The following is a 22,352-nucleotide window of genomic DNA, read 5'->3' as shown; positions in this document are numbered from 1 at the left end:
TTATTTGATTGCCGCAGCGCGGCGGATGCCGGAGCCCCTTGCTCAGCGACGCGACAGCCCGTGCTCCACGGCATACACCGCGGCCTGCACCCGGCTGGACAAGCCCAGCTTTTTCAGGATGTTCTGCACATGAATCTTGACCGTGCTCTCGGCAAGATCCAACGCCCGCGCGATTTCCTTGTTGCTCTGGCCCTGCGCGAGATAACCCAGTATCTCCTGTTCACGCGGCGTGAGCCGCTCCGCACCGGTATCGGCGGGCTCGGCGGCGGGAGCGCCGTGGCGGAACTGGGCCATCAGCTTGGCAGTCATGGAATCGCTCATCACCGACTCGCCCGCCGCCGCGCGCACTACGGCCTGTTTGAGGAAGTCGGCGTCGATGTTTTTCAGCAGATAACCGCGCGCACCGGCCTTCAGCGCGGCAGTCAGATCTTCAGCATCTTCCGACACCGTCAGCATCACCACCGCAAGCCCCGGCTGATCCTGCAACATCAGCGTAATGGCCTCCACGCCGGAAATACCCGGCATGTTCAAGTCCAGCAACACCACATCGGGTTGGTGCTGGCGCGCCAGCTTGACGCCCTCCGCGCCGTCCGCCGCTTCAGCCACGATCTCGAAACCAGGCTGGCGCGCCAGCAAGGCGCGAATACCGCTGCGGAACAAGGTATGGTCGTCCACCAGAAGGATGCGGATGGGCTGCTCGGTCATGAAAAATCCTCGGTTTGATATCAAATGGCTGTGCTGGCGTTGGCGCCAATTTTCACGCGCAAGGGCAAAACGGCCAAAGGCGTGATCCGCGGGCGGCTCTCAACGGCCCCTCAGGCGGCTTGCCTGCTGGCACGCGGCAACAGCAGCGAGACAATCGTGCCCTCGCCCGGCGTCGGTTCAATGCTCAATTGCAGCCCGGCCCGGCTGGCGCGCTCCTGCATGATGGACAGGCCGAAATGGCCGTCGCCGCGCTGGCGCACCTCATCCGCGTCAAAACCCTGGCCGTCGTCCATGATCACCATGGAGAACACCTCGCCATCGTCCGACAGGCGCACCATCACGTAATCCGCGCCCGCATGCTTGCGCACATTGGACAATGCTTCTTGCAAGATGAACAGTATCTGCAGCTGCTGTTCAGGCATCATCGGCAGGCTGAGCCCCTCGGAGCGCAGCTCCACCTTGATGCCGCTCTGGCGGCGGAATTTGTCCACCACCGTCGCCACTGCTTGCGGCAGGCTTTCCGACAAGCGGGAGCGGAAGTTGTTGAGCAGCTCGCGCACATCGTCGTAACTCTCTTTCACCCCGGCCTCGAACAGGCCCAGCGTGTCATCCACCAGCGACTTGTCGCCGCAATCCACCGCCTGACGCATGATCTGGGTTTGCAGATTGAGGAAGGACAGGCCCTGGGCGATGCTGTCGTGCAGACCCTGCGCCACCAGATTGCGTTCTTCCAGAATGGCCAGCTCGCGCTCCTTGGCGGCCAAACGCTGGTTTTCTATGGCTACCGCCAGGTGTTGGCCCAGCATCTCCAGCATGCGCGTCTGCTGCGGCGTCATGACCCGCGCCTGACGGAAATGCAGGTTGAACAGGCCCAGCGTGCGGTTTTGCGTGCTGATGGGAAAGGCGCTGATGATGCGGAAGCCCTCGCGGCCGCATTCGCGCGCCGGGTAGCGGGTGGTGTCCTCGATGCGGGTAGTGGCGCTGACGGCGGTTTCGCCGCACAGGCAATCGCCCAGCTTCATGCAGCCCTCGCTGTGCAGCAGGCTGTCGGGCATGCCGTCGCCGGCCACCACGTAGATAAGCGACTGCCCCTGATCCACCAGCCGCACCGCGCCGCCGTCGCCATCGAAAGCCTGCATCACCCGATTGATAAAGCCCTTGCACAGCGCTTCCATGGTTTGCGCCTGGTTGAGAAAGGTGGCGATTTCGTACAGCAGCGCCAGCTCCTGGTTCTTTTGCTGCAAGGAAGCGGTTTTCTGTCGCACCCGTTCTTCCAGCGTGCCGTGCACCTCGGACAGGCGCTTGGCCATCAGGTTGAAGCCTTCGGACACTTGGCCGAACTCGTCGTCGGTCTCTACCGGTACCTGCGCGCTGTAATCGCCTTCGGCCAACCTGGCGATGCCCTGATGCAGCTTGTCCAAAGGGCGCAACACCAGCAGCAGCATCAGATACACCAGCCCCACCGTCGCCACCACGGCCATGGCGGCCAGCAGCAACTGGCACATGCGCAGGTATTCGGTATTGCGCGCGTTGTAGTCCTCCATGTGCTGGACAAAGCGGTTGATGACCATCACATGGCTGGTAGCGCTGCGGGTGAAGCGCTCGACTTCGGTGCGCAGGCCGGCGTCTGAGCCGCCCTGCGCCAGCACCCGGTCAACGCTGGGCTTGAGACGACGCGCCCAGTCCTGCTCCACTTCGGCCAGGTCGGCAAGAATGGTCTGCTCGCGTGGCACCAGCAAGGGCCGGGCCGGGTCACCGCGGCGCAACAGTTTGAGGGTGGTCTCGTAGGATTCCGCATCGCCGCGGATTTCGTCGGGCGAGACGCCGGTTTGCGAGAGCCGGCGCAAATCCAGCGACAAGCGCGTGATGCGCATGCGCAGGCTGCCGGCGTCGTTGATGGCGGCGGCACCGCCCTCCAACTGCCAGGACAGCCACAAGGTGGAACCGATAGCGGTCAGCGCCAGTAACAGGAAAGCCATCAGCACGCCAACGATCTTGGCGCTGAGGCGCAGGCCCAGCGGGCCGTGCAGGACACTGTTGTTCGGCAAACGCATCAGCGGCTTTTCTCCAGAGGACACACCAGCGGCGTGAAGCCGCGCGCGTGCGGGTCAAAACCCCACAGCGCGCCCTGCTCCATGTCAAAATACCATCCGTCCAGCAACACACGGCCATCATCCACACGCTCGCGCAGCCAGGGATAGGACAGCAGATTGTTGATGGATACCAGAATGGCCGCTTTTTCACACGCACGCTGCCGCTCTTGCGGCGAAGCGGCGACATCGCGGCGCACATGCTCGCGCGCGGGCGCGGCAATGCGCAGCCAGCGCGCCAGCGCGGAATCGGCGGGGGCGCTGTCGTCCATCAAAGCGCGAATGCCGCCGCAACAGGCGTGGCCAAAGACAATGATACGCTGCACGCCCAGGCTTAGCACGGCGAACTCCAGCGCCGCCGCCACGCTAGCGTGTGTCGGGCTGCTTTCATGGGGAGGCACCAGATTGGCGACATTGCGCACGATGAACAGCTCGCCAGGCTGCGAACCGGTGAGCGTGGCCGGATGCACGCGCGAATCGCAACAGCCGATAACCAGCGTGCCGGGTTTCTGCCCCTGCTTGAGGGTATCGAACAGACCGGCGCTATCGCCGAAGTACTCCGCCTGAAAGCGGCGAAAACCCTCCAGCAGCGGTTCGACGGATGGCATGTCAGCCTCCCGTCATCGACATGAAGCGCACTACCTTGCCTGGTTTTTCGATGAATTCATGCCGCTCCGGCTTGAGTTCCACCGCCTCGCGGATCAGCGCCTCCAGCCCGGCGTCGTCGATGCCGGCGCGCAGGGGCTCGCGCAAGGGCAATTGCTGCTCTTGCCCAAGACAGAGATAGAGCGTGCCGTCCACCGACAAGCGGACGCGATTGCAGGTGGCGCAGAAGTGCTGCGAGATGGGCGTGATCAGACCCAGCGAAAAGCGGCCGTTGGCGTCGGTCCAGTAGCGGGCCGGCCCGCCGCCCAGCGTGGCGGCTTGCGGCCGTAGGGAAAATTCGCTGCGCAAGCGCTCCAGCACAGGCTGCAGATCCATATAGTGCGCGTTGCGGCCGGTATCGCCCATCGGCATGGCTTCGATCAGACGCAACACAAAGCCGTGCTTGATGCAGAAAGCCACCATCGGGCTGATCTCGGCCTCGTTGACGCCCTTCATCACCACCATATTGATCTTGATCGGCGTAAAACCCGCCTGTTTGGCAGCCATCAGCCCATCCATGATAGCGGGTAAGCTGTCGCTGCCAGTAATGGTATGCAGGCAGTCGCGCTGCAGGGAATCCAGACTCAGATTGAGACGGCTGACGCCGGCGGCGCGCAGATCATGCGCCATGCGGGTCAGCTGGGTACCATTGGTTGTCAGCGACAAATCCTCCACCCCCGGCAAAGCCGACAGGCGACCGGCCAGGCCCACCAGGCCGCGCCGCAGCAGCGGTTCTCCGCCGGTGAGACGGAAGCGCCGGGTGCCCAGACGCGCAAAAGCCGCCACCACGCGCACCAGCTCATCGTGCGTCAACCAGTTGGCGGGCTCTTCAAAGCCTTTGAAACCTTTGGGAATGCAATAGGTGCAGCGCAGGTCGCAACGATCCGTGACCGATACCCGCAGGTAATCGATGGTGCGGCCAAATCGGTCTGTCAGCATGGTTCCCTCCGTCGCGGAGACTGTCTTCATGCCGAAATTGTACGGAAAGCGGGCCTGTCTTACCCTCCGGCAGAAGCACGCCGGCAGCTAGTCCATTAGAACTAGCTGCCGCGCAAAGTCGCACTCAGCAAGGAGACGCCCCTGAGCCAAAACGCGCCACGGCAGGATCAGGGGGCTTGTTACGGAGCGTGGCGCGGCTGACAGAAACCGTATCGCGGCTGAGCCGCGACACAGCATCAGGAGTTTTCTTGCCCGCGCTTAGAGGAACATGCCGCCCGAGGCTTCCACTCTTTGTCCATTGACCCAGCCGCAGTCTTCGCTCAACAGACTGGCGACCACAGCGCCGATATCGTCCGGCAGACCAGCTCGACCCAGCGCCGTCTGGCTGGCGACAAAGGCATTCAACTGGGCGTTGTCGCGCACCGCGCCGCCGCCGAAATCAGTCTCGATGGCGCCCGGCGCCAGGGTATTGACGCGAATGCCGCGCGCGCCCAGCTCGCGGGCCAGATAACGGCTAAGCACCTCCACCGCGCCCTTCATGGCGGCATAGGCGGCATAACCCGGCAGGGAAAAGCGCGTCAGCCCGCTGGACAGATTGAGGATGCCACCACCGTCCGCCAACAAGGGCAGCAGGCGTTGCGTGAGGAAGAACACCCCCTTCAGATGGATGTTCACCAACTGGTCGAACTGCGCCTCGGTGGTATCGGCAAAAGCCGCATGAATGCCGATACCAGCATTGTTCAGCAGGTAATCAAAGCTGTCGCGCTGCCACTCGGAGCGCAACGCCGCGGCCAGTGCTTCGGCAAACCCGGCAAACGAAGCGGCGTCGGCCACATCCAGCGGCAAAACCACGGCGCGACGGCCCAGCGCGCGTATCTCGGCGGCAACGCGCTCCGCCTCTTCGCGCTGACTGCGATAGGTCAGCACCACATCCACCCCCTTGCGAGCCAGATGCAGTGCGGCGTTGCGGCCCAGCCCGCGGCTGCCGCCGGTGACCAGTGCGATACGGGAAGCGGGAGAGGTTTGCGAATTCATGACAGAGCTCCTGAGCGTAAATGGGGTCGCTGCGACAGTCACAGCGGATGTGTGAAGCTTATTCATACAACAGGAACCAATAAACAAGGCATTCATGATTTAATTGTTCGCAAATTACGAACAGAGCACATCATGAGAACGCTGGAAGCCATGCAAATCTTCGTGGAAGTCGCCGAGCAGGCCAGCTTCACCCAGGCCGCCGCCAATCTGGCGCTGCCCAAAGCCAGCGTTTCGGTGGCCGTGCAACAACTGGAAGCGGAGCTGGAAACACGGCTCTTGCATCGCACCACCCGCCGGGTAGCACTGACGCAAGACGGCCAGGCTTATTACGAGCGCTGCAAGGACTTGCTGGCGGATTTCGAAGATGCGCAAAACCTGTTTCGCGACGACGGCGCGGCCCTGCGTGGCCGTTTGCGGGTGGACATGCCCAGCGCCATCGCCCGCGATGTGGTGCTGCCCCGTTTAGCGGAATTTCTTGCCGAGCATCCGGCGCTGGAAGTTGAGCTCTCCAGCACCGACCGGCGCGTCGATCTGGTGCGCGAAGGCTTCGATTGCGTGGTGCGGGTGGGCCAACTGGGCGACGCAGGCTACATCGCCCGGCCGCTGGGGCATTACCAGATGGTCAACTGCGCCAGTCCCGCCTATCTCGCCCGCTTCGGCCAACCCCGTTCGCTAGAGGACCTGCACGCGCACCGGCTAGTGCATTACGTCTCCAGCTTCGGCAACCGCGACCCCGGCTTTGAATATCTCGACCCCGACACCCCAAGCGAGAAACGCTTTCTGCCGATGAGCGGCGCGCTCACCGTCAATAGCGCGGACGCCTACTACGCCGCCTGCCTGGCCGGGCTCGGCATCATTCAAGTGCCCTTCCCCGGCGTGGCCGCCTCGCTGCAAGCCGGCGCGCTGGAGACCATCTTGCCCCGTTGGCGCGCGGCGCCGATGCCGGTATCGCTGATCTACGCCCAGCGCAGACACCAACCGCGCCGGGTTCAGCTTTTCATGCGCTGGCTGGAATCGTTGCTGCGCCCGAGGTTGGCCGAAGACGCAGACATAACGCCGTGACGCGGCGGCATGCGACAAGTCCCCGGTCCGCATCCGCGAACCGGGGGCTTCAGGCTTTGGTTTTATCAAAGCTCAGGAATTACATCGCAACCCAGGCATCAGTCCAGTGGGAGCCCTTGCCCGGCTCATAGTGCGCCGGAGAGGGCTTGTACTCGAAGGACTTGCCCGCGTTGTTGACGCGCTCGCCGCCACCGACGTCCAGCGCCGCGCCGTCCACGCCGCGCACCTTGCCATTTACGGCTTGCTGCTGGCCGTCTGCATGGGCGGCTGGGTCATTGTCAACGCCAAGGGGCTGACCATACCCATGCCCGGCCTGGGTTTTGACTTCCCGCGCCAGGTGGAGGCCAGCCCGGTGCTGGTGCGCGACAGCGTGCGCGCGCTCATCCTGCTCGCCTGGTTGATCTACAGCCTGCTGAGGCTGCACATCTGCGCAGCGCTCTGGCACCATTCGCCCTCAAGGACTGCACGCTGACCCGCATGCGCTGGACCCGCCGCGTCGTGCACCCTGTCAGCGCTGCCTCAGCCCCTGCGCCGCGCAAAAACTGGCCCTAATCGCAGAGTAGCCCGCCTCGTCTCGGCCTAAGGTTGGCCGAAGCGCGGGCTGCGCGCCCATGACGCGCGCGGCCCGCTCGATTACAATCCGGGCTTCACCCAAACGGCATTGTTTTCATGATCATCGCTTGCGGCCTGCTGCTGGCCGGCTACTCTCTGTTCAGCTGCCTGTTGCTGGCGCTGACGCATTTCCGCGCCGGCAGCTACCCAGACCATCCCCACTCTCGCTACATGGGCCTGCTGCTGTTGCTGGCCTTATCGGCGCTGCAAGCCGCCAATGCCGGCCTGCTGCTGGGCCAGCCGGGCTGGCTGGCCTCGCCGCTCTACCGCGCCGCCCTTTTTGCGGCAGCGCCGTGCTTTTATCTCTACAGTCACCCCCTGCTGCACCCTTCGCTGGACAGCGGCACACCGCTGAGCAGGCTGCCGCACGCCTTGCCCGTGCTTGTGGGCGCGCTGCTGCCGTTCCCGTTGGCATTCCCCCTCGCCTTTGTCGCCGGCATGGGTTACCTGCTGTGGTTTGCCCGCTCGGTGTATCGCTTGCGCGCCGAGCGCGAGCGTTTCCAGCGCGAGCTTGCGCTGACCGGCGGCGTGATGTTGATTGCCGCCGCCGTGGCGCTCTGCGCCCTGCTGCCTGCCGCCCTGCCGCGCGACACTTTCTTCGCCCTGTACGCCAGCGCCATCGGCGCGGCGCTGTGGCTGGCGCAGCTGATGCTGGGGCTGCGTCCCGATGTGCAAGAGGCGGTCGCAGATGCCGCCAGCGAGGCTTATCAAACCAGCACGCTGGGCAATGTGGATTGCGCCGGCGCGCTGGCGAAGCTGGAACAACTGATGCGGGACCAGCACCTTTATCAGGATGCCGAACTCAGCCTGACCACACTGGCCGGGCGGCTGGACCTCAGCGCGCATCAGCTGTCGGAATTGCTCAACTCAAGGATGGCCAAGGGCTTCTCCCGTTACTTGCGGGAACAGCGCGTGGCAGCCGCCTGCGCCATGTTGCTGGCGGAGCCATCCGCCTCCGTGCTGTCCGTGGGCTTGAGCGTGGGCTTTGCCTCGCAATCCAATTTCTACGAGGCATTCCGCGAGGTGCAGGGCATGACGCCGGGTGCATACCGCAAGCTGCACGGTGCGCCGAAATCAGCATGATCCGCTCCGTATTTATCATTCCGGAGCAAAAAAAAGCTTCGGTTTGAACCAAGCGGAGGTTTCATCCTTCCGCCGAAACCATCATGAGGGCTCCGAAACACACCAAGGAGCCCATCATGAACGACATCCTTCCCTTCGCCCTCAAGTGCGCGCTGAGCCTTGGCATCAGCGCCGTCGTCATCCGGATTCTGCTGCGCCACCTGCGCGGTTTGCTGCTGCGCTTGTGCCCGGATGAAGCCGCCGCGGCCTTCTGGCTGGACTACACCCGGCTCAGCCTTGCGCTGGCGCCGCTGGTGCTGCTGATCATCGCCGACTGGTTGTTCCACGACGCCGACGCCATGAACAATCTGCGCATCAGCCTGCTGTCCATTCTGGGTGGCCTGCTGCTGGGCCTGTTCAACATCAAGCGCCATATCGACCGTTTTATCGCCGCCCCCGGCAAGTTGCCGGAAACAGCAGCTTCGCAGGAGCGCGCGGCATGAACATTCTCCTCACCGGCGCTGACGGCTTCATCGGCTGCCGCCTCTTGACCCTGCTGACAGCCGCCGGCCACCGGGTCCGGCCCGCCTCCCGCCGTCATGGCTGCGATTTTGCCGCCATGACTCGCCCGCAGCAGTGGCGTCCCTGGCTAAAGGAAATGGACGCCGCCATCAATTGCGTCGGCATTTTCTCCGCCTGCCGCACGGCCCGGTTCGAAGAGATCCACACCGCCGCTCCCGTTGCACTGTTTCAAGCATGCGCTGAACACGGCGTCGCGCGGGTCACGCAGATATCGGCGCTGGGAGCGCGCGGTGATGCCGACACGCCCTTTCTGCGCAGCAAGGGACAGGCCGACGCCGCGCTGCAACACCTGCCGCTGGCGTGGATGGTATTGCGGCCATCGCTGGTAGAGGGCGCAGGCGGCGCCAGTGCCGGTCTGCTCCGGCGCCTGGCGCGGCTACCGCTGATTCCGCTGCCGGGAGACGGCCAGCAAGCCGTGCAGCCGGTGCATGTGGACGATGTCGCCATGGCGACCCTCTTGACGCTGGAGACGCAAGCCCCCCGCCGGGTCATCGAGGTGGCCGGGCCTGCCCGCTTTACGCTGGCAGGCTGGCTGCAAGCCTTGCGCCGCGCCGAGGGGCTGGGCGACGCCCGCTTCTGCCCGTTGCCGCTCTCGCTATGCCGCGCCGCCTGTCTGCTGGGCAAAGGCTTGTCTCCCCTGTTGCAGCCCGATGCGCTCGACATGCTGCAGGCCGGCAGCTGTGCCGACATCGGGCCGCTCAGACAACTGCTGGGCAGAGCGCCGCAGCCGCCGCTGCCAGCCTGCGCCATGAACGAAGGAGTACCCGCATGAACTATCTGGATATCAAGACGCTGCACATTCTCAGCATGGTGCTGCTGTTCGGCACCGGTTTGGGCAGCGCTTTCTACAAATGGATGGCGGACCGCTCCGGCCAGCTGGAAACCATTGCCGTCACCAACCGCCATGTGGTGTTGGCCGACTGGCTGTTCACCACGCCTACCGTGCTGTTTCAGCCCCTTAGCGGCTGGTGGATGGTGTCGCAACTGGGATTGCCGCTGGCCACGCCCTGGGTTGCCGCCTCGCTGGCGCTGTATGCGCTGGCCGGCGTTTGCTGGCTGCCGGTGGTGTGGCTGCAGATCCGTATGCGCGACCTGTCGGCCAAAGCCCTGTGCGATGGGCAGCCCCTGCCCGCGCACTACCACTGCTATGCCCGCCTCTGGTTCTGCTTGGGCGTGCCGGCCTTCATCGCCATGCTGGCGGTGGTGTTCATGATGGTAAACAAACACATTCCGGGAGCACTCTGATGAAAAGTCCCATGCAAATCGCACTGGCGGAGGACTGGGCAAAACTGCCGCCCGCCCTGCAAGCCCACTACGCCGGCGAAGCCTGCATCGACCATGGTCATCTGGATATCGACTACCCAGTGTGGATGCAAACACCGCTGAGCCTGCTCTACGCACTGGGCGCGCTCGTCAATCAACGAGGGCGCGGGCTCGCCACCGAGGTGCGCAAGGAAATGCGCGATGGCCGGCAATACTGGCAACGCCGCATCGCCCTGCCCAACGGCGTGGTCAAAACCTTCAACAGCCAGTGGCTGCCGCTGGCAAGCGGCGAGGTGGAAGAGTACGTCAACCGCTTTCTCGCGCTGCGCATGCGGCCAACAGTGCGAGAAGGACGCCTGCACTACGCCGGCTGTTGCTATGTGCTGCGACTTGGGCGGCTCCGCCTCACGCTGCCGGAATGCCTGGTGCTGGGCCACACCACCATCGAGGAAACCGCGCGGGGCACGGACAGCTTCGCTATGGATTTCCGCCTCACCCATCCGCTGTTCGGACAAATCTACCGTTACTCGGGCGTCTTCCATACCCGCCTTGCCGCCGGCACAAGCGGCAAGGACAATACCGTCATGCCTGACGCCGCCGGAAGCCATTAACGCTAACTCGCACCAGCCCCGCGGCCAAACGAGGCGCTGGCGCTGCGGATACCAAGGATCTGCCCTCATGACCGCTGCCGCAAACCGACCCCAAGCATGGGAAGCCCTGTCCGGGCTTTTCGTCGACAATGACATCGACTACGACGACATCGCCGCTGCCTTGGATGGCCTGCCGGAAGCGCTGATTGAAGAAATACTGTTTCAGGAGGTAGCGCCCTACTGCGGCAGCAATCTGCTGACGCCGGTGCCTCCGGTATGGAGCGGCTTCGACGCAGAATCCCTGAGCACGGGCATCACCGCCATGCAAACGCGCAGCCGCCGCTCCCACCTTGCCCGCCTGCGTCAGCAGGTGCTGACTCTCTGTTGCCGTTGCTATTTCCGCGAGGAATGGCAATGCCTGTGCGCTGCGCTGCTCAAGCGGCGCGGCGGGTAGCCGCCACGAAAGCGCAAAAAACACCCCCCGCATTACGGGGGGTGTTCTGCTTGAGCAAGCCAATCAGCCTCAGGCGCGCGGGCGTACCAACTGCCAGGCGCGGCCAAGGTAGGCTGCGGCGCCGAAGCCGCTCCACACATGCACCAGCCGCGTGAAGGGGAAAATCACGAACAGGCTCATGCCCATAAAGAGGTGCAGCTTGAATACCCAGGACGCCTCGACGATGAATTGCGCCGCATCGCCGCGGAAGGTGACCACATGCTGCGCCCAGCTCATCAGCAGCACCATTTCATGGCCGTCCAGATGCTGGGCGGACACGAAGATGGTGGACAGGCCCAGCAACAGCGTAGCCAGAATCCACAGCAACACCAGTTTGTCGCGCCAGGTGGTGTTAGCCGCCAGCCTGTCGTTGCTCAGACGACGATGCAACAGGATGAGCAGGCCGATCAGCGCCAAGCTGCCCATCACACCGCCCGCGCTCATGGCGAACACCTGCTTGAAGCTGTGACTCACACCCAGCGCGTCCCACACCGCCACCGGCGTGAGCAGGCCCACCAGATGGCCAAAGAACAGGCCCAGCACGCCAATATGAAACAGGATGTTGCCCAGCCGCAGATTGCCGCGGTACACCAGCTGCGAAGATTCGCTCTTCCAGCTGTACTGCTCGCGCTCGAAGCGGATCAGGCTGCCCAGCAAGAAAATGCTGAGGGCGATATAGGGATAAATCCCGAAAACGAATTGATGCAGGTAACTCATGGTTTCTCTCCTTCCCCGCTCCGGCCGCCGCAAGGTTGGCCGAAGGTCGGGTGTCGGTCAGGCACGCGGCCGGGACGGGTAGAAGTTGACGGGAGCGATGGCCGGCATGGCGGGCTTGAGCAGCGGCTCGACGCCGTCGGCGCCGGGGCCAAAGGTTTCCAGCATCTCGTCCATATCGCGCACCGGCGGCACGGACAAGGGCTCCGGTGCCACCGGCGACAACCACACCAGCACATCCATCACCCCGGCATAGGGCGACAGGCTCTCGCGCAGTTTCTGGCCCACATGGGCCAGCACGTGAATGGCGTCGCCCAGCAAGCGGCCCGCTTCACCGGGTTCGCAAATGGACAGGAACTCCAGAAACAGCGGCACATAGTCCGGCAGTTCGTGCGTCACCGGTTCGAAATCGTGACGGCGATACTCCTCGATCAGGTCCACCATGGCCTGACCGCGCGAGCGGTCTTCGCCGTGGATGTGCTCGAACAGGTGCAGCGACTGGGAAGGGTTGCGGTCGAAGGTCTGCACATAACGTTCTTGCAGGCTGATGAGGTCGCCGCCTTCCAGCGTCAGCAGCAAAGGCTCCAGCATGGCGGCCGCCGTGGGGCTGTCCGCCAGCAGGTCCCGCACATCGTCGATGGCGTCGATCAGCTCCGGCTCCGGGTAGCACAGCAGCACGGACAGGGCTTTGTAGAGTGACATGATTGCTCCTTCTCGGGCTTACTGGCCGGCGTTGGCCTTGCGGTCGCGCCGCAGGTCGTGGAACACGATGGGGGTGGCCTTCTTCTTGCCGAACAGGCTGGGCTCGGACACGCCGTCCGAGCAGCCGTTGCCGAAGCTGAAGCCGCAGGACGCTTTGTCGTCGAAGGTGTTTTCCACCATTTCCTTGTGGCTGGACGGAATCACGAAACGGTCTTCGTAATTGGCGATGGCCATGATCTGGTACATCTCTTCCACTTGCTCGGCCTTGAGGTGCGTTCCCTTGAGCGTGGTCTCGTCCACCACCTTTTCCACGCTCTTCTTGCGCATGTAGCGCCGCATGGCCACCATGGTTTCCAGCGCCTTGAGCACCGGCTCTTCCTTGCCAGCGGTCAGCAGGTTGGCCAGATAGCGGATAGGGATGCGCAGGTCTTTCACGTCCGGAATGATGCCGTTTTCACCAATCAGGCCGTTTTCCATGGCCGACTGGATGGGCGACAGCGGCGGGATGTACCACACCATCGGCAGGGTGCGGTATTCCGGATGCAGCGGGAACGCCACTTTCCATTCCATGGCCATCTTGTACACCGGCGAATTCTGCGCGGCGGTCAGCCAGGCTTCCGGAATGCCCTGCTTGCGGGCTTCGGCCAACACCTCCGGCGCATGCGGATCCAGGAACACGCCCAGTTGCGCCTCGTACAGGCTCTTGGGGTCTTCCACGCTGGCGGCGGCTTCGATGCGGTCCGCGTCGTACAGCAGCACGCCCAGATAACGGATGCGGCCGACGCAGGTTTCCGAGCAGACGGTAGGCTGGCCGGCTTCAATGCGCGGGTAGCAGAAGATGCACTTCTCCGCCTTGCCGGTGGTCCAGTTGTAATAAATCTTCTTGTACGGGCAGCCGGACACGCACATGCGCCAGCCGCGGCACTTGTCCTGATCGATCAGCACGATGCCGTCGTCTTCCCGCTTATAAATGGAGCCGGAAGGACAGGACGCCACGCAAGCCGGGTTGAGGCAGTGCTCGCACAAACGCGGCAGGTACATCAGGAAAGTGTTTTCAAAAGCCGAGTACATATCCTTCTGGATGCCTTCGAACAAGGCGTCCTTGGCGCGCTTGGAAAACTCGCCGCCAAGGTCGTCCTCCCAGTTCGGTCCCCATTCGATCTTGTCCATCTTCTTGCCGGTCAGCACCGATACCGGGCGCGCGGTGGGCGGCGTCTGCATTTCCGGCGCGTTTTGCAGGTGTTCATAATCGAAAGTGAACGGCTCGTAGTAGTCGTCGATGGCCGGCAGGTTCGGGTTGGCGAAGATGTTGGCGAGAATGCGCATCTTGCCGCCCTGGCGCGGTTCCAGCTTGCCGTTGGGCTTGCGGACCCAGCCGCCCTGCCATTTTTCCTGATTTTCCCAGTCCTTCGGGTAACCGATGCCGGGTTTGCTTTCCACATTGTTGAACCAGGCGTATTCGATACCGTCGCGACTGGTCCAGACGTTCTTGCAGGTGACAGAGCAGGTATGGCAACCAATGCACTTGTCCAGATTGAGCACCATGCCGATTTGGGCGCGGATTTTCATGTTTCTCTCCTTGGGTGAAGGGAGAGGGTGAAGCGGGCGGCCCACGAGCCTCCCGCCCTCTTCCCTCACTCAGTCAGAGGCTTGTCCAGCCAGTCAACGTTCTTCATCTTGCGCACGATCACGAACTCGTCGCGGTTGGCGCCCACCGTGCCGTAGTAATTGAAGCCCCACGATTGCTGGGCGTAGCCGCCAATCATGTGCGTGGGCTTGGTCACGGCGCGGGTTACCGAGTTGTGGATGCCGCCGCGCTTGCCGCTGGTTTCGGCGCCGGGCACGTTCACAATCTTCTCCTGCGCGTGGTACATCAGGGTCATGCCTTCAGGCACCCGCTGCGATACCACGGCGCGGGCGGTCAGCGTGCCGTTGACGTTGAACACTTCAATCCAGTCGTTGTCCTCGATGCCGGCCTTCTTGGCGTCGGTTTCGGACAGCCACACGTGCGGGCCGCCGCGACTGAGGGTGAGCATGCGCAGGTTGTCCGAATACGTGCTGTGAATGCCCCATTTCTGGTGCGGCGTGATGAAGTTGAGCACCAGTTCGTGGTGGCCGTTGGACTTCCGGCCGAGGATGGCTTCGGTGGTTTTCAGATCCACATGCGGCTTGTACACGCACAGACCTTCGCCGAAGGCGCGCATCCACTGGTGATCCTGATAAAACTGCTGACGGCCGGTGATGGTGCGCCAGGGAATCAGCTCGTGCACATTGGTGTAGCCAGCGTTGTAGCTCACTTCTTCGCTCTCGAGGCCAGACCAGGTAGGCGAGGAAATGATCTTGCGCGGCTGCGCCTGCACGTCGCGGAAGCGGATGGAATCATGCTCGCGCGGGCGGGCCAGATGGGTATGGTCGCGGCCCGTCACTCTGGACAGCGCCTCCCAGGCCTTCACGGCCACATGACCGTTGGTTTCCGGCGCCAGGGTCAGAATCATCTCAGCGGCGTCGATGGCGGTGTTCAGCTTGGGCTGACCCTTGCCGATACCGGCCTTGACCGTCTGGTTGATGCCGCGCAGCAGGTCCACTTCATGGCCGGTTTTCCAGGCGATGCCCTTGCCGCCATTGCCCACTTTCTCCAGCAAGGGGCCGATGGAGGTGAACTTGTCGTAGACGGCGGCGTAATCGCGCTCCACCACCGTCATGGCCGGCATGGTCTTGCCCGGCACCGGCTCGCACTCGCCCTTTTTCCAGTCGCGCGGATCGAAAGGCTGACCCAGCTCTTGCGGGGTGTCGTGCATCAGCGGGGTCAGCACCAGGTCCTTGCGCACGCCCAGATAGTCCTTGCCCAGCTCGGAAATCTTCTGGGCGAAGCCCTTATAGATTTCCCAGTCGCTGCGGGCCTGCCACAGCGGCTGCACCGCCTCGGAGAGGGGGTGGATGAAGGGATGCATGTCCGAAGTGTTGAGGTCGTCCTTTTCGTACCAGGTGGCGGTAGGCAGCACGATGTCGCCATAGAGGCAGGTTGTGGACATGCGGAAGTCCAGCACCACCAACAGGTCGAGCTTGCCTTCGGCAGCCGGACGCACGGTCACTTCCGTCGGCTTGATGCAGTCGTCTTCCAAGCCCATCACCGCGTTTTGCGTGCCCAGCAGGTACTTGAGGAAATACTCGTGCCCCTTGCCCGAGCTGCCCAGGATGTTGGAGCGCCACACAAACATGTTGCGCGGGAAGTTCTTCGGGTTGTCCGGGTCGTTGCAGCTCATGTCCAGCTTGCCGGACTTGAGGCTCTCCACCGCCCAGGCCACCGGGTCCTTGCCCTCGGCTTCGGCCAACCTTGTCACTTCCAGCGGGTTGGTGGTCAGTTGCGGCGCGGAGGGCAGCCAGCCCATGCGCTCGGCCTTGGCGTTGTAGTCGATCAGTGACATGCCAGCCATGCGACCATCCGCCGTCGGGCAGAGAATCTCGTTCACACCCAGCTTTTCATGGCGCCACTGGCTGGTATGGGCGTAGAAGAAGCTGGTGCCGTTCATCTGGCGCGCCGGGCGCACCCAGTCGCCGGCGAAGGCCAGCGGCGCCCAACCGGTTTGCGGACGCAGTTTCTCCTGACCCACGTAGTGGCACCAGCCACCGCCGCTCTGACCGATACAGCCGCACATCATCAGCATATTGATGATGCCGCGGTAGCTCATGTCCATGTGATACCAGTGATTCAGCGCCGCGCCGACGATCACCATCGACTTGCCCTGCGTCTTGTCGGCGTTGTCGGCGAACTCGCGCGCCACCTGAATCACCATCTCCGGCTTCACGCCGGTGTGCTTTTGCTGCCAGGCTGGCGTATACGGCACGTCGTCCATATAGCTGGAAGCCACATTGCCGCCGCCCAGGCCGCGGTCGATGCCGTAGTTAGCCGCCATCAGGTCAAACACCGTGGCCACCAGCGCGCTGCTGCCGTCAGCCAGTTCGATGCGACGCGCCGGCACATTGCGGGTCAATAGTTCGTCGTGCTCCGCTCCAAAGTAAGGGAAGCCCACGCCGACAATCTCGTCCGCCTCCTCCTTCAAGCTCAGACGCGCCTGGATGTCGCGACCATCGCCGCCGTTTTTGTGCTCCAGGTTCCACTTGCCGCTCTGGCCCCAACGGAAACCGATGGACCCATTGGGTGCCACCAAGTCGCCGCTGCTCTCGTCCATCACCAGCGTCTTCCAGTCAGGGTTATTGTCCTCGCCCAGATTGCCAGTCAGATGACTGGCGCGCAGGAAGTAATCCGGCACCCAGCGCTCGCCGTCCTGGCGCAGCGTTACCAGCATCGGCATGTCGGTGTAGCGCCGAATGTAGTCGGTGAAGTAGGCCGACGGGTTGTCGAGGTGGAATTCCTTGAAGATCACATGACCCATGGCCATGGCCAGCGCGGCGTCGGTGCCTTGCTTGGGCGCCAGCCAAATATCGCCGAACTTGGCCATTTCGCCAAAGTCGCTCGATACCGCCACCGTCTTGGTGCCCTTGTAACGCACTTCGGTATAGAAGTGGGCGTCCGGGGTACGGGTCATCGGAATATTGGAACCCCACACCATCAGGTAAGTGGAGTTGTACCAGTCGGCCGATTCGGCCACGTCGGTCTGCTCGCCCCAAATCTGCGGGCTGGCCGGCGGCAAATCGCAATACCAGTCGTAGAAGGACAGCGGCACGCCGCCAATCAGGCTCAGATAACGGCTGCCGGCGGCGTAAGACACCATGGACATGGCAGGAATCGGCGAGAAACCCACCACGCGGTCGGGGCCGAACTCCTTGATGGTGTAGGCATTGGCCGCGGCGATAATCTCATTGGCCTCGTCCCAGTTGGCGCGCACAAAGCCGCCCTGCCCGCGCTTGCTCTTGTACTGGCGCGCGGTTTCCGGATTCTGGCTGATGTGCTCCCAAGCCTCGACCGGGCCCATGCTCTTGCGGGCCTCGCGCCACAGCTTGGCCAGCCGGCCGCGAATCATCGGATATTTCACGCGTTGGGCGGAATACACATACCAGCTATAAGACGCACCGCGCGGACAGCCGCGCGGTTCGTGGTTGGGCAGATCGGGGCGGGTGCGCGGGTAATCGGTCTGCTGGGTTTCCCAGGTGATCAGGCCGTTTTTCACGTACACCTTCCAGCTACAGGAGCCGGTGCAATTCACGCCGTGGGTCGAGCGCACGATCTTGTCGTGCTGCCAGCGCTGGCGATAGGCGTTTTCCCACTGGCGGTCTTCATTGACCACAGCGCCGTGGCCATCGGAAAAGGTGCTCCGGACCTTGCCGAGGAAATTCAATCTGTCGAGGAAGTGGCTCATTTTGCCTCCGGTATCGGGGTCTGCAGACGAAGGCCGCAAGCCGCGCCGGAGAATAAGGCAACGCTTGCGGCAGACCGTTTGTCATGCTGGAAAGCTTATGCCCGAGCCGTCCAGCCCGATATTCGCCGAAGGTTGGCCGAAGCCGGCGCGTTGGCAGTAGCCGCGCTCGGCCGATTGGAAGCCGCCCCTACTCCCAAAGAACTAGGCGCAAACAAAAAGCCCGCTCAAGGCGGGCTTTGACAGGGATGCGACAGAATGACAACCAAGGAGGCTCAAAGCCGCCGACAAATCCACCAGAGGCCCTGAGCCTAGGCGCGCCGACACAGGCAGGGCCCGCAGTACAGCAAGGAGGCGCAACGCAGGAACTGGGGTTTTGACAGCGGGCATTAACCCAGCATTGACGAACCGTTCAGCGCATTCATCAGCGCCAAAGCACCCAGCACCACAAAAATCAAAGAGGCAACCACATGCACAGCCTTGGTCGGCAGGCGGTCGGCAAACTTGCTGCCCAGATAGATCACCGGCACGTTGGCCAGCATCATGCCCAGCGTCGTGCCCGCCACCACCATGAAAAACTCGTGATAACGCGCCGCCAGGGCAATGGTTACAACTTGCGTCTTGTCGCCCATCTCGGCCAGGAAGAAAGCAAACACCGTGGTGGCGAACACACCCATCTGCCGCTTGGGCATGGCAATCTCGCCTTCGTCCAGTTTGTCTGGAATCAAAATCCAGCCCGCCATCAGCACAAACGACGCCACAACAACCCAGTTGAGCACATTCGTCGACAATGCAGAAGACAACCAGGCTCCCACGCCGCCAGCGCCGGCATGGTTCACCATGGTCGCGACGAAAATGCCAAGAATGATGGGCAACGGCTTGCGATAGCGTGCAGCTAGAATAAGAGAGAGAAGCTGGGTTTTGTCGCCGATTTCGGCCAAAGCCACGACGCCGGTGGATACCAGAAAAGACTGCATCGAAAGTTCTCCATGGCCGGATTCGGTGACAACTGATGACCGCGCGGCATCCCCGGCCATAAACGGAGGCAGCGCAGTCAGCAGTCTCGCCAAGTTTTCCAACCACGCGCGCCATGCCCGAACGGGCAAGTCTGTTGACGCGCGTCCCTCTCGCTTTCGGAGGGCGGCTACTCCCTGATGACAGCGCGCATTCTACCCAGAAACCGCCCCCCAGGCCAGCACGACCACTCCCCCCAGCGACACATCGCGTCCCACCCGCTTTCACAAGCGAGCAGCAATCCAATATTTTCAAATAGTTACAAAGAATCAGCTCAACGCTTTTGCGGCAAATGCCACAGCCAAAACCAGAAAATTCAATAAACTCTTGCTCGCGCATTTGAATTTGTACAGAATCACCGCAACGAAACAGCGAATGGGATGCAAGCATGGGACAAGGAGGCAAACGGGCTGGCGCGGGGCGCAAGTCTACATTTGGCGGCGACAAAACCGTCGCCATGCGCGTACCGGAACCGCTCAAGCCCGTGATTGAAAATTGGCTGGGGGAATACCGGCAACTACGCTCGGTAAAAGAGTCGGAAGCCAGCGACATCCGCATGTTGGCCGAAACGCTCAGCCACGTCTCCCTGCCGCTGTTCGCCAGCCGCGTACCAGCCGGCTCGCCAGTCGCCGCGGACGATCTGAAAGAAGCGGACATTGATCTGAACGACAGCCTCATCCTGAAACCGGAAACCACCTTCATGGTGACGGTAAAAGGTGACTCGATGATCAATGCCGGCATTCACGATGGCGACATGCTTATCGTCGACCGCTCGCTACCTGCCCGCAACGGCAAGGTGGTGGTGGCCGTGCTTAACGGAGAATTGACGGTAAAGCGACTGGAACGCACCAGCGAAGGCCTGTGGCTGATGCCGGAAAACCCGGCCTACAAACCGATTGAAGTACCCGAGGAAGCCGCCCTGTTTATCTGGGGTGTCGTGACCAAGGTAATCCATTCCGTAGAGTGAAGGAGAATCACATGATGCTCGAAGATGCACTCATCAAAATGAAATTCATGGACTGGCGTCGCCTGCCGCGCGCTTTTCGCACCGTCGTGGAAGGCAAACCGCAGGTACTGGTCTCCCGCACCAATCGCAGCTATTTCGTGCCGGTGGAATTCGTCTGAGCCTGTCGTCAGGTTCAATCCTGTCGCCCCTGAGCATGAAAAAGCCGGCCAAAGCCGGCTTTTTCATTGTCTGCGCCATGGACACCCTTCTTTTGCTAAGCTTAGAAACAAAGCTCACCACCCGGGAGAGAGACATGTCCAGCGTAACAGGCACCACCCTAAACCCCGATCTGTTGCAACTGCTGCTGAACACAGACAACAGTAGTGACAACGGCTCATTCGACTCTCTGCTCGCCGTACTGTCGCAAAACCCGGCCGATACCCAGGCGCAAGTCGCCAACATCCTGTCCGGCAATGCAAGCAACACCGGTACCAGCGGCAACAGCCTGGATAATTGGATTGCAGGCAGCTCCTCGACGCTGGCCTTTCTGAATTCCGCCTACACCGGTTTTACCAATCAGCTCAACGCGCTGAATCAGTTAAGCACATCGATACAAAACGACATTCTTCCCGCAACCCAAAGCATGGCCACATTGGACAACAACGCCTCAACCGCCGAGATACAAAGCGCCGTCAAGTCCTTCATCAATAGCTTCAACCAGTTCCAGCAAAGCATACAGACCAGCCTTGGCAGCAATGGCGCTCTGGCCAACAGCGACCGGGCGACGCAAGCCAGTTTCGCCATCAGCCGGGACGTAACCTCGCCCACCTACGGTTCAACGCTGGGCAGCTTCGCCTCGCTCGCCTCTTTGGGCATTTCTCAGGACAACAATGGTCTGCTGCAGGTAAATGCCGCCATCCTTGCGCAAAGCCTGGACAGCAACAAGGCCAATGTTGTGGATGTGCTGAATAAAATGGGCGCCGCGGCCAATCAGTCCGCCACGTTTTATACTACCAACGCCAACGAAATACCTTGGCAGATGAATAATCTGAGCTCGGCAATGAGCTGGATTACCAACAATGCGCCCGAGGCATTGAACAGTGACAACTCGACCTCGTCAGGCAGCGCCCTGACCTCCGCCCAGCAAAAAGGGCTGCAACTCTACCAAGCTCTTATCAATAACGGTTAACGCGCCAGGGCAGGAACGGCGAGGCCGCCGGAAAAAGGAAATGAAGGGTGCTTGGACAAAAGAATGAAGAGCACGCCGCTATGCTGACCGCAAGATCATCACTCTGAAGATCAAAGCCGTTTTTCTGGTCATCAGAAAAGAGGCAAAAAAAAGCCCTCCCGCAATGGGGAGGGACCAACAGGGTATCGGGGAAGTGTAACGACCGGCGCTGAGGGCAGCCGGCCTTACAGTACCTGCCTCCATACCAAGAGTCAGGCACAGCGATATGCTATCTCGTTACCCCTTGATTTTCTATGGGTAAATTTACTTACCGATAGCCAATCGCAGATGACCAAGGATGGATTCCGCATCCGTCAGTCGGCGTATCTGGTCAAAGAAAATTCCGGCCTCCGGATAAGTTCTCTTCAATTGCCCAAGCCATTGCTTCAGTCTGGCCACCGGGTAGCGCGAATCACCGCCAGCATGAGCGATGCACTGCTCAAGGAAATCCTGCAACCATGGCAGCAGCTCGGACCAAGGCATCGGCTCCTCGCCTCGCCCGGAGCCAATACGACTTGCCAGATCCGGGGATGCAATCAGACCCCGGCCAATCATCACATGATCGCAGCCGCTTTTTGCCCGAATCTGGGCATAATCATCCAGTGACCACACTTCTCCATTCGCAATCACAGGCACTTGAACATGCTCACGGATGCGGTCAATCCACTCCCAATGCGCAGGCGGCCTATACCCTTCCACCTTGGTTCTTGCATGCACCACCAACTCCGCAGCGCCTGCAGAAGCCAGTGCAGCCGCACACTCAAGAGCTTTGGACTTGTCCGCATAACCCAGGCGCATTTTGGCAGTCACAGGCACGCGCTCCGGCACAGCCGCTCTGACAGCAGCAACAATGGCGTGCAGCAACTCCGGCTCATCCAGCAATACGGCGCCGCCACGATGACGATTTACTGTTGGCGCGGGGCAACCAAAGTTTAGATCCACGGCAGGAGCTCCCAATTCTGCCGCTCTGGCGGCATTCTGCGCCAGGCACGCTGGATCTGATCCGAGCAACTGCACTCTTACCGGAACCCCCGCTCGGGTTTTCCCATCGTGACGCAATTCTGGCGACAAGCGATGAAAGGTTTTAACGGGCAATAAAACATTAGTTACGCGAACGAATTCGGTAACGCACAGGTCAATGCCGCCAATGCGGGTCAGCACATCCCGCATGATCGGGTCCACCAAGCCTTCCATCGGGGCCAGCATCAAGGTCATATATTCACCAGGGGGCGCTTCACACCACATCTCATCAAATGAGAACGGTTTTACAAGACGGTTCTCATTTGTGCAAATGCACACAAGGGCGGGAGGTTTGCCGAAGGCAGGCGCGTGGCCACCCGGCAAACACAATGCAC

The 22,352-nt window shown here is 61.9% G+C and carries 22 protein-coding genes and 1 riboswitch; of the genes, 11 read left to right on the top strand and 11 right to left on the bottom strand.

What is annotated here, in order from left to right; genetic code table 11:
• Positions 1-42: 42 nt before the first annotated feature.
• From Q0P52_RS18055 to Q0P52_RS18035, 5 genes are all read right to left on the bottom strand, one after another.
• Positions 43-705, bottom strand: coding sequence for a response regulator transcription factor (locus tag Q0P52_RS18055; protein ID WP_293765855.1), 663 nt, complete (start codon positions 703-705; stop codon positions 43-45).
• A 110-nt stretch (positions 706-815) separates the two neighbouring features.
• On the bottom strand, positions 816-2,759 hold the full coding sequence (locus Q0P52_RS18050) for a type IV pili methyl-accepting chemotaxis transducer N-terminal domain-containing protein (protein WP_293765854.1): 1,944 nt from the start codon (positions 2,757-2,759) through the stop codon (positions 816-818).
• Complete coding sequence (locus Q0P52_RS18045; RefSeq protein ID WP_293765853.1) at positions 2,759-3,403, bottom strand: carbonic anhydrase; 645 nt, start codon at positions 3,401-3,403, stop codon at positions 2,759-2,761. Before Q0P52_RS18045 ends, Q0P52_RS18050 begins: the two co-directional genes overlap by 1 nt.
• 1 nt (position 3,404) lies before the next feature.
• Positions 3,405-4,379, bottom strand: a complete 975-nt coding sequence (gene moaA, locus Q0P52_RS18040; RefSeq protein WP_293765852.1) for a GTP 3',8-cyclase MoaA — start codon at positions 4,377-4,379, stop codon at positions 3,405-3,407.
• A 258-nt stretch (positions 4,380-4,637) separates the two neighbouring features.
• The gene (locus Q0P52_RS18035) at positions 4,638-5,414 is read right to left on the bottom strand and encodes an SDR family oxidoreductase (RefSeq protein WP_293765851.1); all 777 of its coding nucleotides are present in this window, start codon (positions 5,412-5,414) and stop codon (positions 4,638-4,640) included.
• 132 nt (positions 5,415-5,546) lie between these two features.
• On the opposite strand from Q0P52_RS18035, the gene Q0P52_RS18030 reads away from it, so the two are divergent.
• The 8 genes from Q0P52_RS18030 to Q0P52_RS17995 all read left to right on the top strand — a co-directional run bounded on the left by Q0P52_RS18030 (position 5,547) and on the right by Q0P52_RS17995 (position 11,039).
• Positions 5,547-6,476, top strand: coding sequence for a LysR family transcriptional regulator (locus Q0P52_RS18030; protein WP_293765850.1), 930 nt, complete (start codon positions 5,547-5,549; stop codon positions 6,474-6,476).
• Between the two features lie 130 nt (positions 6,477-6,606).
• Complete coding sequence (locus Q0P52_RS18025; RefSeq protein ID WP_293765849.1) at positions 6,607-6,948, top strand: hypothetical protein; 342 nt, start codon at positions 6,607-6,609, stop codon at positions 6,946-6,948.
• Positions 6,949-7,145: 197 nt separating this feature from the next.
• Positions 7,146-8,171: a helix-turn-helix domain-containing protein gene (locus tag Q0P52_RS18020; protein WP_293765848.1), complete on the top strand. Its 1,026-nt coding sequence runs from the start codon at positions 7,146-7,148 to the stop codon at positions 8,169-8,171.
• 116 nt (positions 8,172-8,287) lie between these two features.
• On the top strand, positions 8,288-8,653 hold the full coding sequence (locus Q0P52_RS18015) for a hypothetical protein (RefSeq protein ID WP_293765847.1): 366 nt from the start codon (positions 8,288-8,290) through the stop codon (positions 8,651-8,653).
• Positions 8,650-9,504 carry an NAD-dependent epimerase/dehydratase family protein gene (locus tag Q0P52_RS18010; protein ID WP_293765846.1) on the top strand — a complete coding sequence of 285 codons (855 nt, stop codon included), beginning with the start codon at positions 8,650-8,652 and terminating at the stop codon, positions 9,502-9,504. Before Q0P52_RS18015 ends, Q0P52_RS18010 begins: the two co-directional genes overlap by 4 nt.
• Positions 9,501-9,977 carry a DUF2269 domain-containing protein gene (locus Q0P52_RS18005; protein ID WP_293765845.1) on the top strand — a complete coding sequence of 159 codons (477 nt, stop codon included), beginning with the start codon at positions 9,501-9,503 and terminating at the stop codon, positions 9,975-9,977. Before Q0P52_RS18010 ends, Q0P52_RS18005 begins: the two co-directional genes overlap by 4 nt.
• A gap of 11 nt (positions 9,978-9,988) precedes the next feature.
• Positions 9,989-10,606: a DUF4166 domain-containing protein gene (locus Q0P52_RS18000; protein WP_293813790.1), complete on the top strand. Its 618-nt coding sequence runs from the start codon at positions 9,989-9,991 to the stop codon at positions 10,604-10,606.
• Positions 10,607-10,673: 67 nt separating this feature from the next.
• Entirely contained in the window at positions 10,674-11,039 is a 366-nt protein-coding gene (locus Q0P52_RS17995) for a hypothetical protein (protein ID WP_293765843.1), read from the top strand.
• A 69-nt stretch (positions 11,040-11,108) separates the two neighbouring features.
• On the opposite strand, the gene narI is transcribed toward Q0P52_RS17995, so the two are convergent.
• From narI to Q0P52_RS17970, 5 genes are all read right to left on the bottom strand, one after another.
• Positions 11,109-11,795, bottom strand: a complete 687-nt coding sequence (gene narI / locus Q0P52_RS17990) for a respiratory nitrate reductase subunit gamma (protein ID WP_293765842.1) — start codon at positions 11,793-11,795, stop codon at positions 11,109-11,111.
• Between the two features lie 57 nt (positions 11,796-11,852).
• The gene (narJ, locus tag Q0P52_RS17985; protein WP_293765841.1) at positions 11,853-12,494 is read right to left on the bottom strand and encodes a nitrate reductase molybdenum cofactor assembly chaperone; all 642 of its coding nucleotides are present in this window, start codon (positions 12,492-12,494) and stop codon (positions 11,853-11,855) included.
• An 18-nt stretch (positions 12,495-12,512) separates the two neighbouring features.
• Complete coding sequence (gene narH / locus Q0P52_RS17980) at positions 12,513-14,063, bottom strand: nitrate reductase subunit beta (RefSeq protein ID WP_293765840.1); 1,551 nt, start codon at positions 14,061-14,063, stop codon at positions 12,513-12,515.
• Positions 14,064-14,128: 65 nt separating this feature from the next.
• On the bottom strand, positions 14,129-17,812 hold the full coding sequence (locus Q0P52_RS17975; protein WP_293765839.1) for a nitrate reductase subunit alpha: 3,684 nt from the start codon (positions 17,810-17,812) through the stop codon (positions 14,129-14,131).
• Positions 17,813-18,198: 386 nt separating this feature from the next.
• Positions 18,199-18,786, bottom strand: coding sequence for a TMEM165/GDT1 family protein (locus Q0P52_RS17970; protein ID WP_293765838.1), 588 nt, complete (start codon positions 18,784-18,786; stop codon positions 18,199-18,201).
• 14 nt (positions 18,787-18,800) lie between these two features.
• A riboswitch (yybP-ykoY riboswitch) is annotated at positions 18,801-18,974 on the bottom strand.
• A 333-nt stretch (positions 18,975-19,307) separates the two neighbouring features.
• Here Q0P52_RS17970 and umuD point away from each other — a divergent pair.
• Genes umuD through Q0P52_RS17955 form a run of 3 tightly spaced genes read left to right on the top strand, consistent with a single transcriptional unit; the run spans position 19,308 to position 20,958 of the window.
• Positions 19,308-19,790, top strand: a complete 483-nt coding sequence (gene umuD, locus Q0P52_RS17965) for a translesion error-prone DNA polymerase V autoproteolytic subunit (protein WP_293813789.1) — start codon at positions 19,308-19,310, stop codon at positions 19,788-19,790.
• An 11-nt stretch (positions 19,791-19,801) separates the two neighbouring features.
• Entirely contained in the window at positions 19,802-19,948 is a 147-nt protein-coding gene (locus Q0P52_RS17960) for a hypothetical protein (protein ID WP_293765836.1), read from the top strand.
• Between the two features lie 35 nt (positions 19,949-19,983).
• Positions 19,984-20,958, top strand: coding sequence for a hypothetical protein (locus tag Q0P52_RS17955; RefSeq protein WP_293765835.1), 975 nt, complete (start codon positions 19,984-19,986; stop codon positions 20,956-20,958).
• Positions 20,959-21,261: 303 nt separating this feature from the next.
• Here Q0P52_RS17955 and Q0P52_RS17950 read toward each other — a convergent pair.
• Positions 21,262-22,352: tRNA-dihydrouridine synthase (locus Q0P52_RS17950; RefSeq protein ID WP_366062682.1), on the bottom strand; the 1,091-nt coding region annotated here is incomplete at its 5' end.

Origin of the sequence: uncultured Aquitalea sp. (assembly GCF_945957525.1) — a bacterium.
In the GTDB taxonomy this organism is placed as follows: Bacteria; Pseudomonadota; Gammaproteobacteria; order Burkholderiales; family Chromobacteriaceae; genus Aquitalea.
This window is presented reverse-complemented; position numbering and strand designations above follow the sequence as displayed.

What these genes read in the sequence shown, in the direction of transcription:
- Q0P52_RS18055 (WP_293765855.1), bottom strand. Translation starts at nt 705, where the DNA reads ATGACCGAGCAGCCCATCCGCATCCTTCTGGTGGACGACCATACCTTG.
- Q0P52_RS18050 (WP_293765854.1), bottom strand. Translation starts at nt 2,759, where the DNA reads ATGCGTTTGCCGAACAACAGTGTCCTGCACGGCCCGCTGGGCCTGCGC.
- Q0P52_RS18045 (WP_293765853.1), bottom strand. Translation starts at nt 3,403, where the DNA reads ATGCCATCCGTCGAACCGCTGCTGGAGGGTTTTCGCCGCTTTCAGGCG.
- moaA (WP_293765852.1), bottom strand. Translation starts at nt 4,379, where the DNA reads ATGCTGACAGACCGATTTGGCCGCACCATCGATTACCTGCGGGTATCG.
- Q0P52_RS18035 (WP_293765851.1), bottom strand. Translation starts at nt 5,414, where the DNA reads ATGAATTCGCAAACCTCTCCCGCTTCCCGTATCGCACTGGTCACCGGC.
- Q0P52_RS18030 (WP_293765850.1), top strand. Translation starts at nt 5,547, where the DNA reads ATGAGAACGCTGGAAGCCATGCAAATCTTCGTGGAAGTCGCCGAGCAG.
- Q0P52_RS18020 (WP_293765848.1), top strand. Translation starts at nt 7,146, where the DNA reads ATGATCATCGCTTGCGGCCTGCTGCTGGCCGGCTACTCTCTGTTCAGC.
- Q0P52_RS18015 (WP_293765847.1), top strand. Translation starts at nt 8,288, where the DNA reads ATGAACGACATCCTTCCCTTCGCCCTCAAGTGCGCGCTGAGCCTTGGC.
- Q0P52_RS18010 (WP_293765846.1), top strand. Translation starts at nt 8,650, where the DNA reads ATGAACATTCTCCTCACCGGCGCTGACGGCTTCATCGGCTGCCGCCTC.
- Q0P52_RS18005 (WP_293765845.1), top strand. Translation starts at nt 9,501, where the DNA reads ATGAACTATCTGGATATCAAGACGCTGCACATTCTCAGCATGGTGCTG.
- Q0P52_RS18000 (WP_293813790.1), top strand. Translation starts at nt 9,989, where the DNA reads ATGCAAATCGCACTGGCGGAGGACTGGGCAAAACTGCCGCCCGCCCTG.
- Q0P52_RS17995 (WP_293765843.1), top strand. Translation starts at nt 10,674, where the DNA reads ATGACCGCTGCCGCAAACCGACCCCAAGCATGGGAAGCCCTGTCCGGG.
- narI (WP_293765842.1), bottom strand. Translation starts at nt 11,795, where the DNA reads ATGAGTTACCTGCATCAATTCGTTTTCGGGATTTATCCCTATATCGCC.
- narJ (WP_293765841.1), bottom strand. Translation starts at nt 12,494, where the DNA reads ATGTCACTCTACAAAGCCCTGTCCGTGCTGCTGTGCTACCCGGAGCCG.
- narH (WP_293765840.1), bottom strand. Translation starts at nt 14,063, where the DNA reads ATGAAAATCCGCGCCCAAATCGGCATGGTGCTCAATCTGGACAAGTGC.
- Q0P52_RS17975 (WP_293765839.1), bottom strand. Translation starts at nt 17,812, where the DNA reads ATGAGCCACTTCCTCGACAGATTGAATTTCCTCGGCAAGGTCCGGAGC.
- Q0P52_RS17970 (WP_293765838.1), bottom strand. Translation starts at nt 18,786, where the DNA reads ATGCAGTCTTTTCTGGTATCCACCGGCGTCGTGGCTTTGGCCGAAATC.
- Q0P52_RS17960 (WP_293765836.1), top strand. Translation starts at nt 19,802, where the DNA reads ATGATGCTCGAAGATGCACTCATCAAAATGAAATTCATGGACTGGCGT.
- Q0P52_RS17955 (WP_293765835.1), top strand. Translation starts at nt 19,984, where the DNA reads ATGAAAAAGCCGGCCAAAGCCGGCTTTTTCATTGTCTGCGCCATGGAC.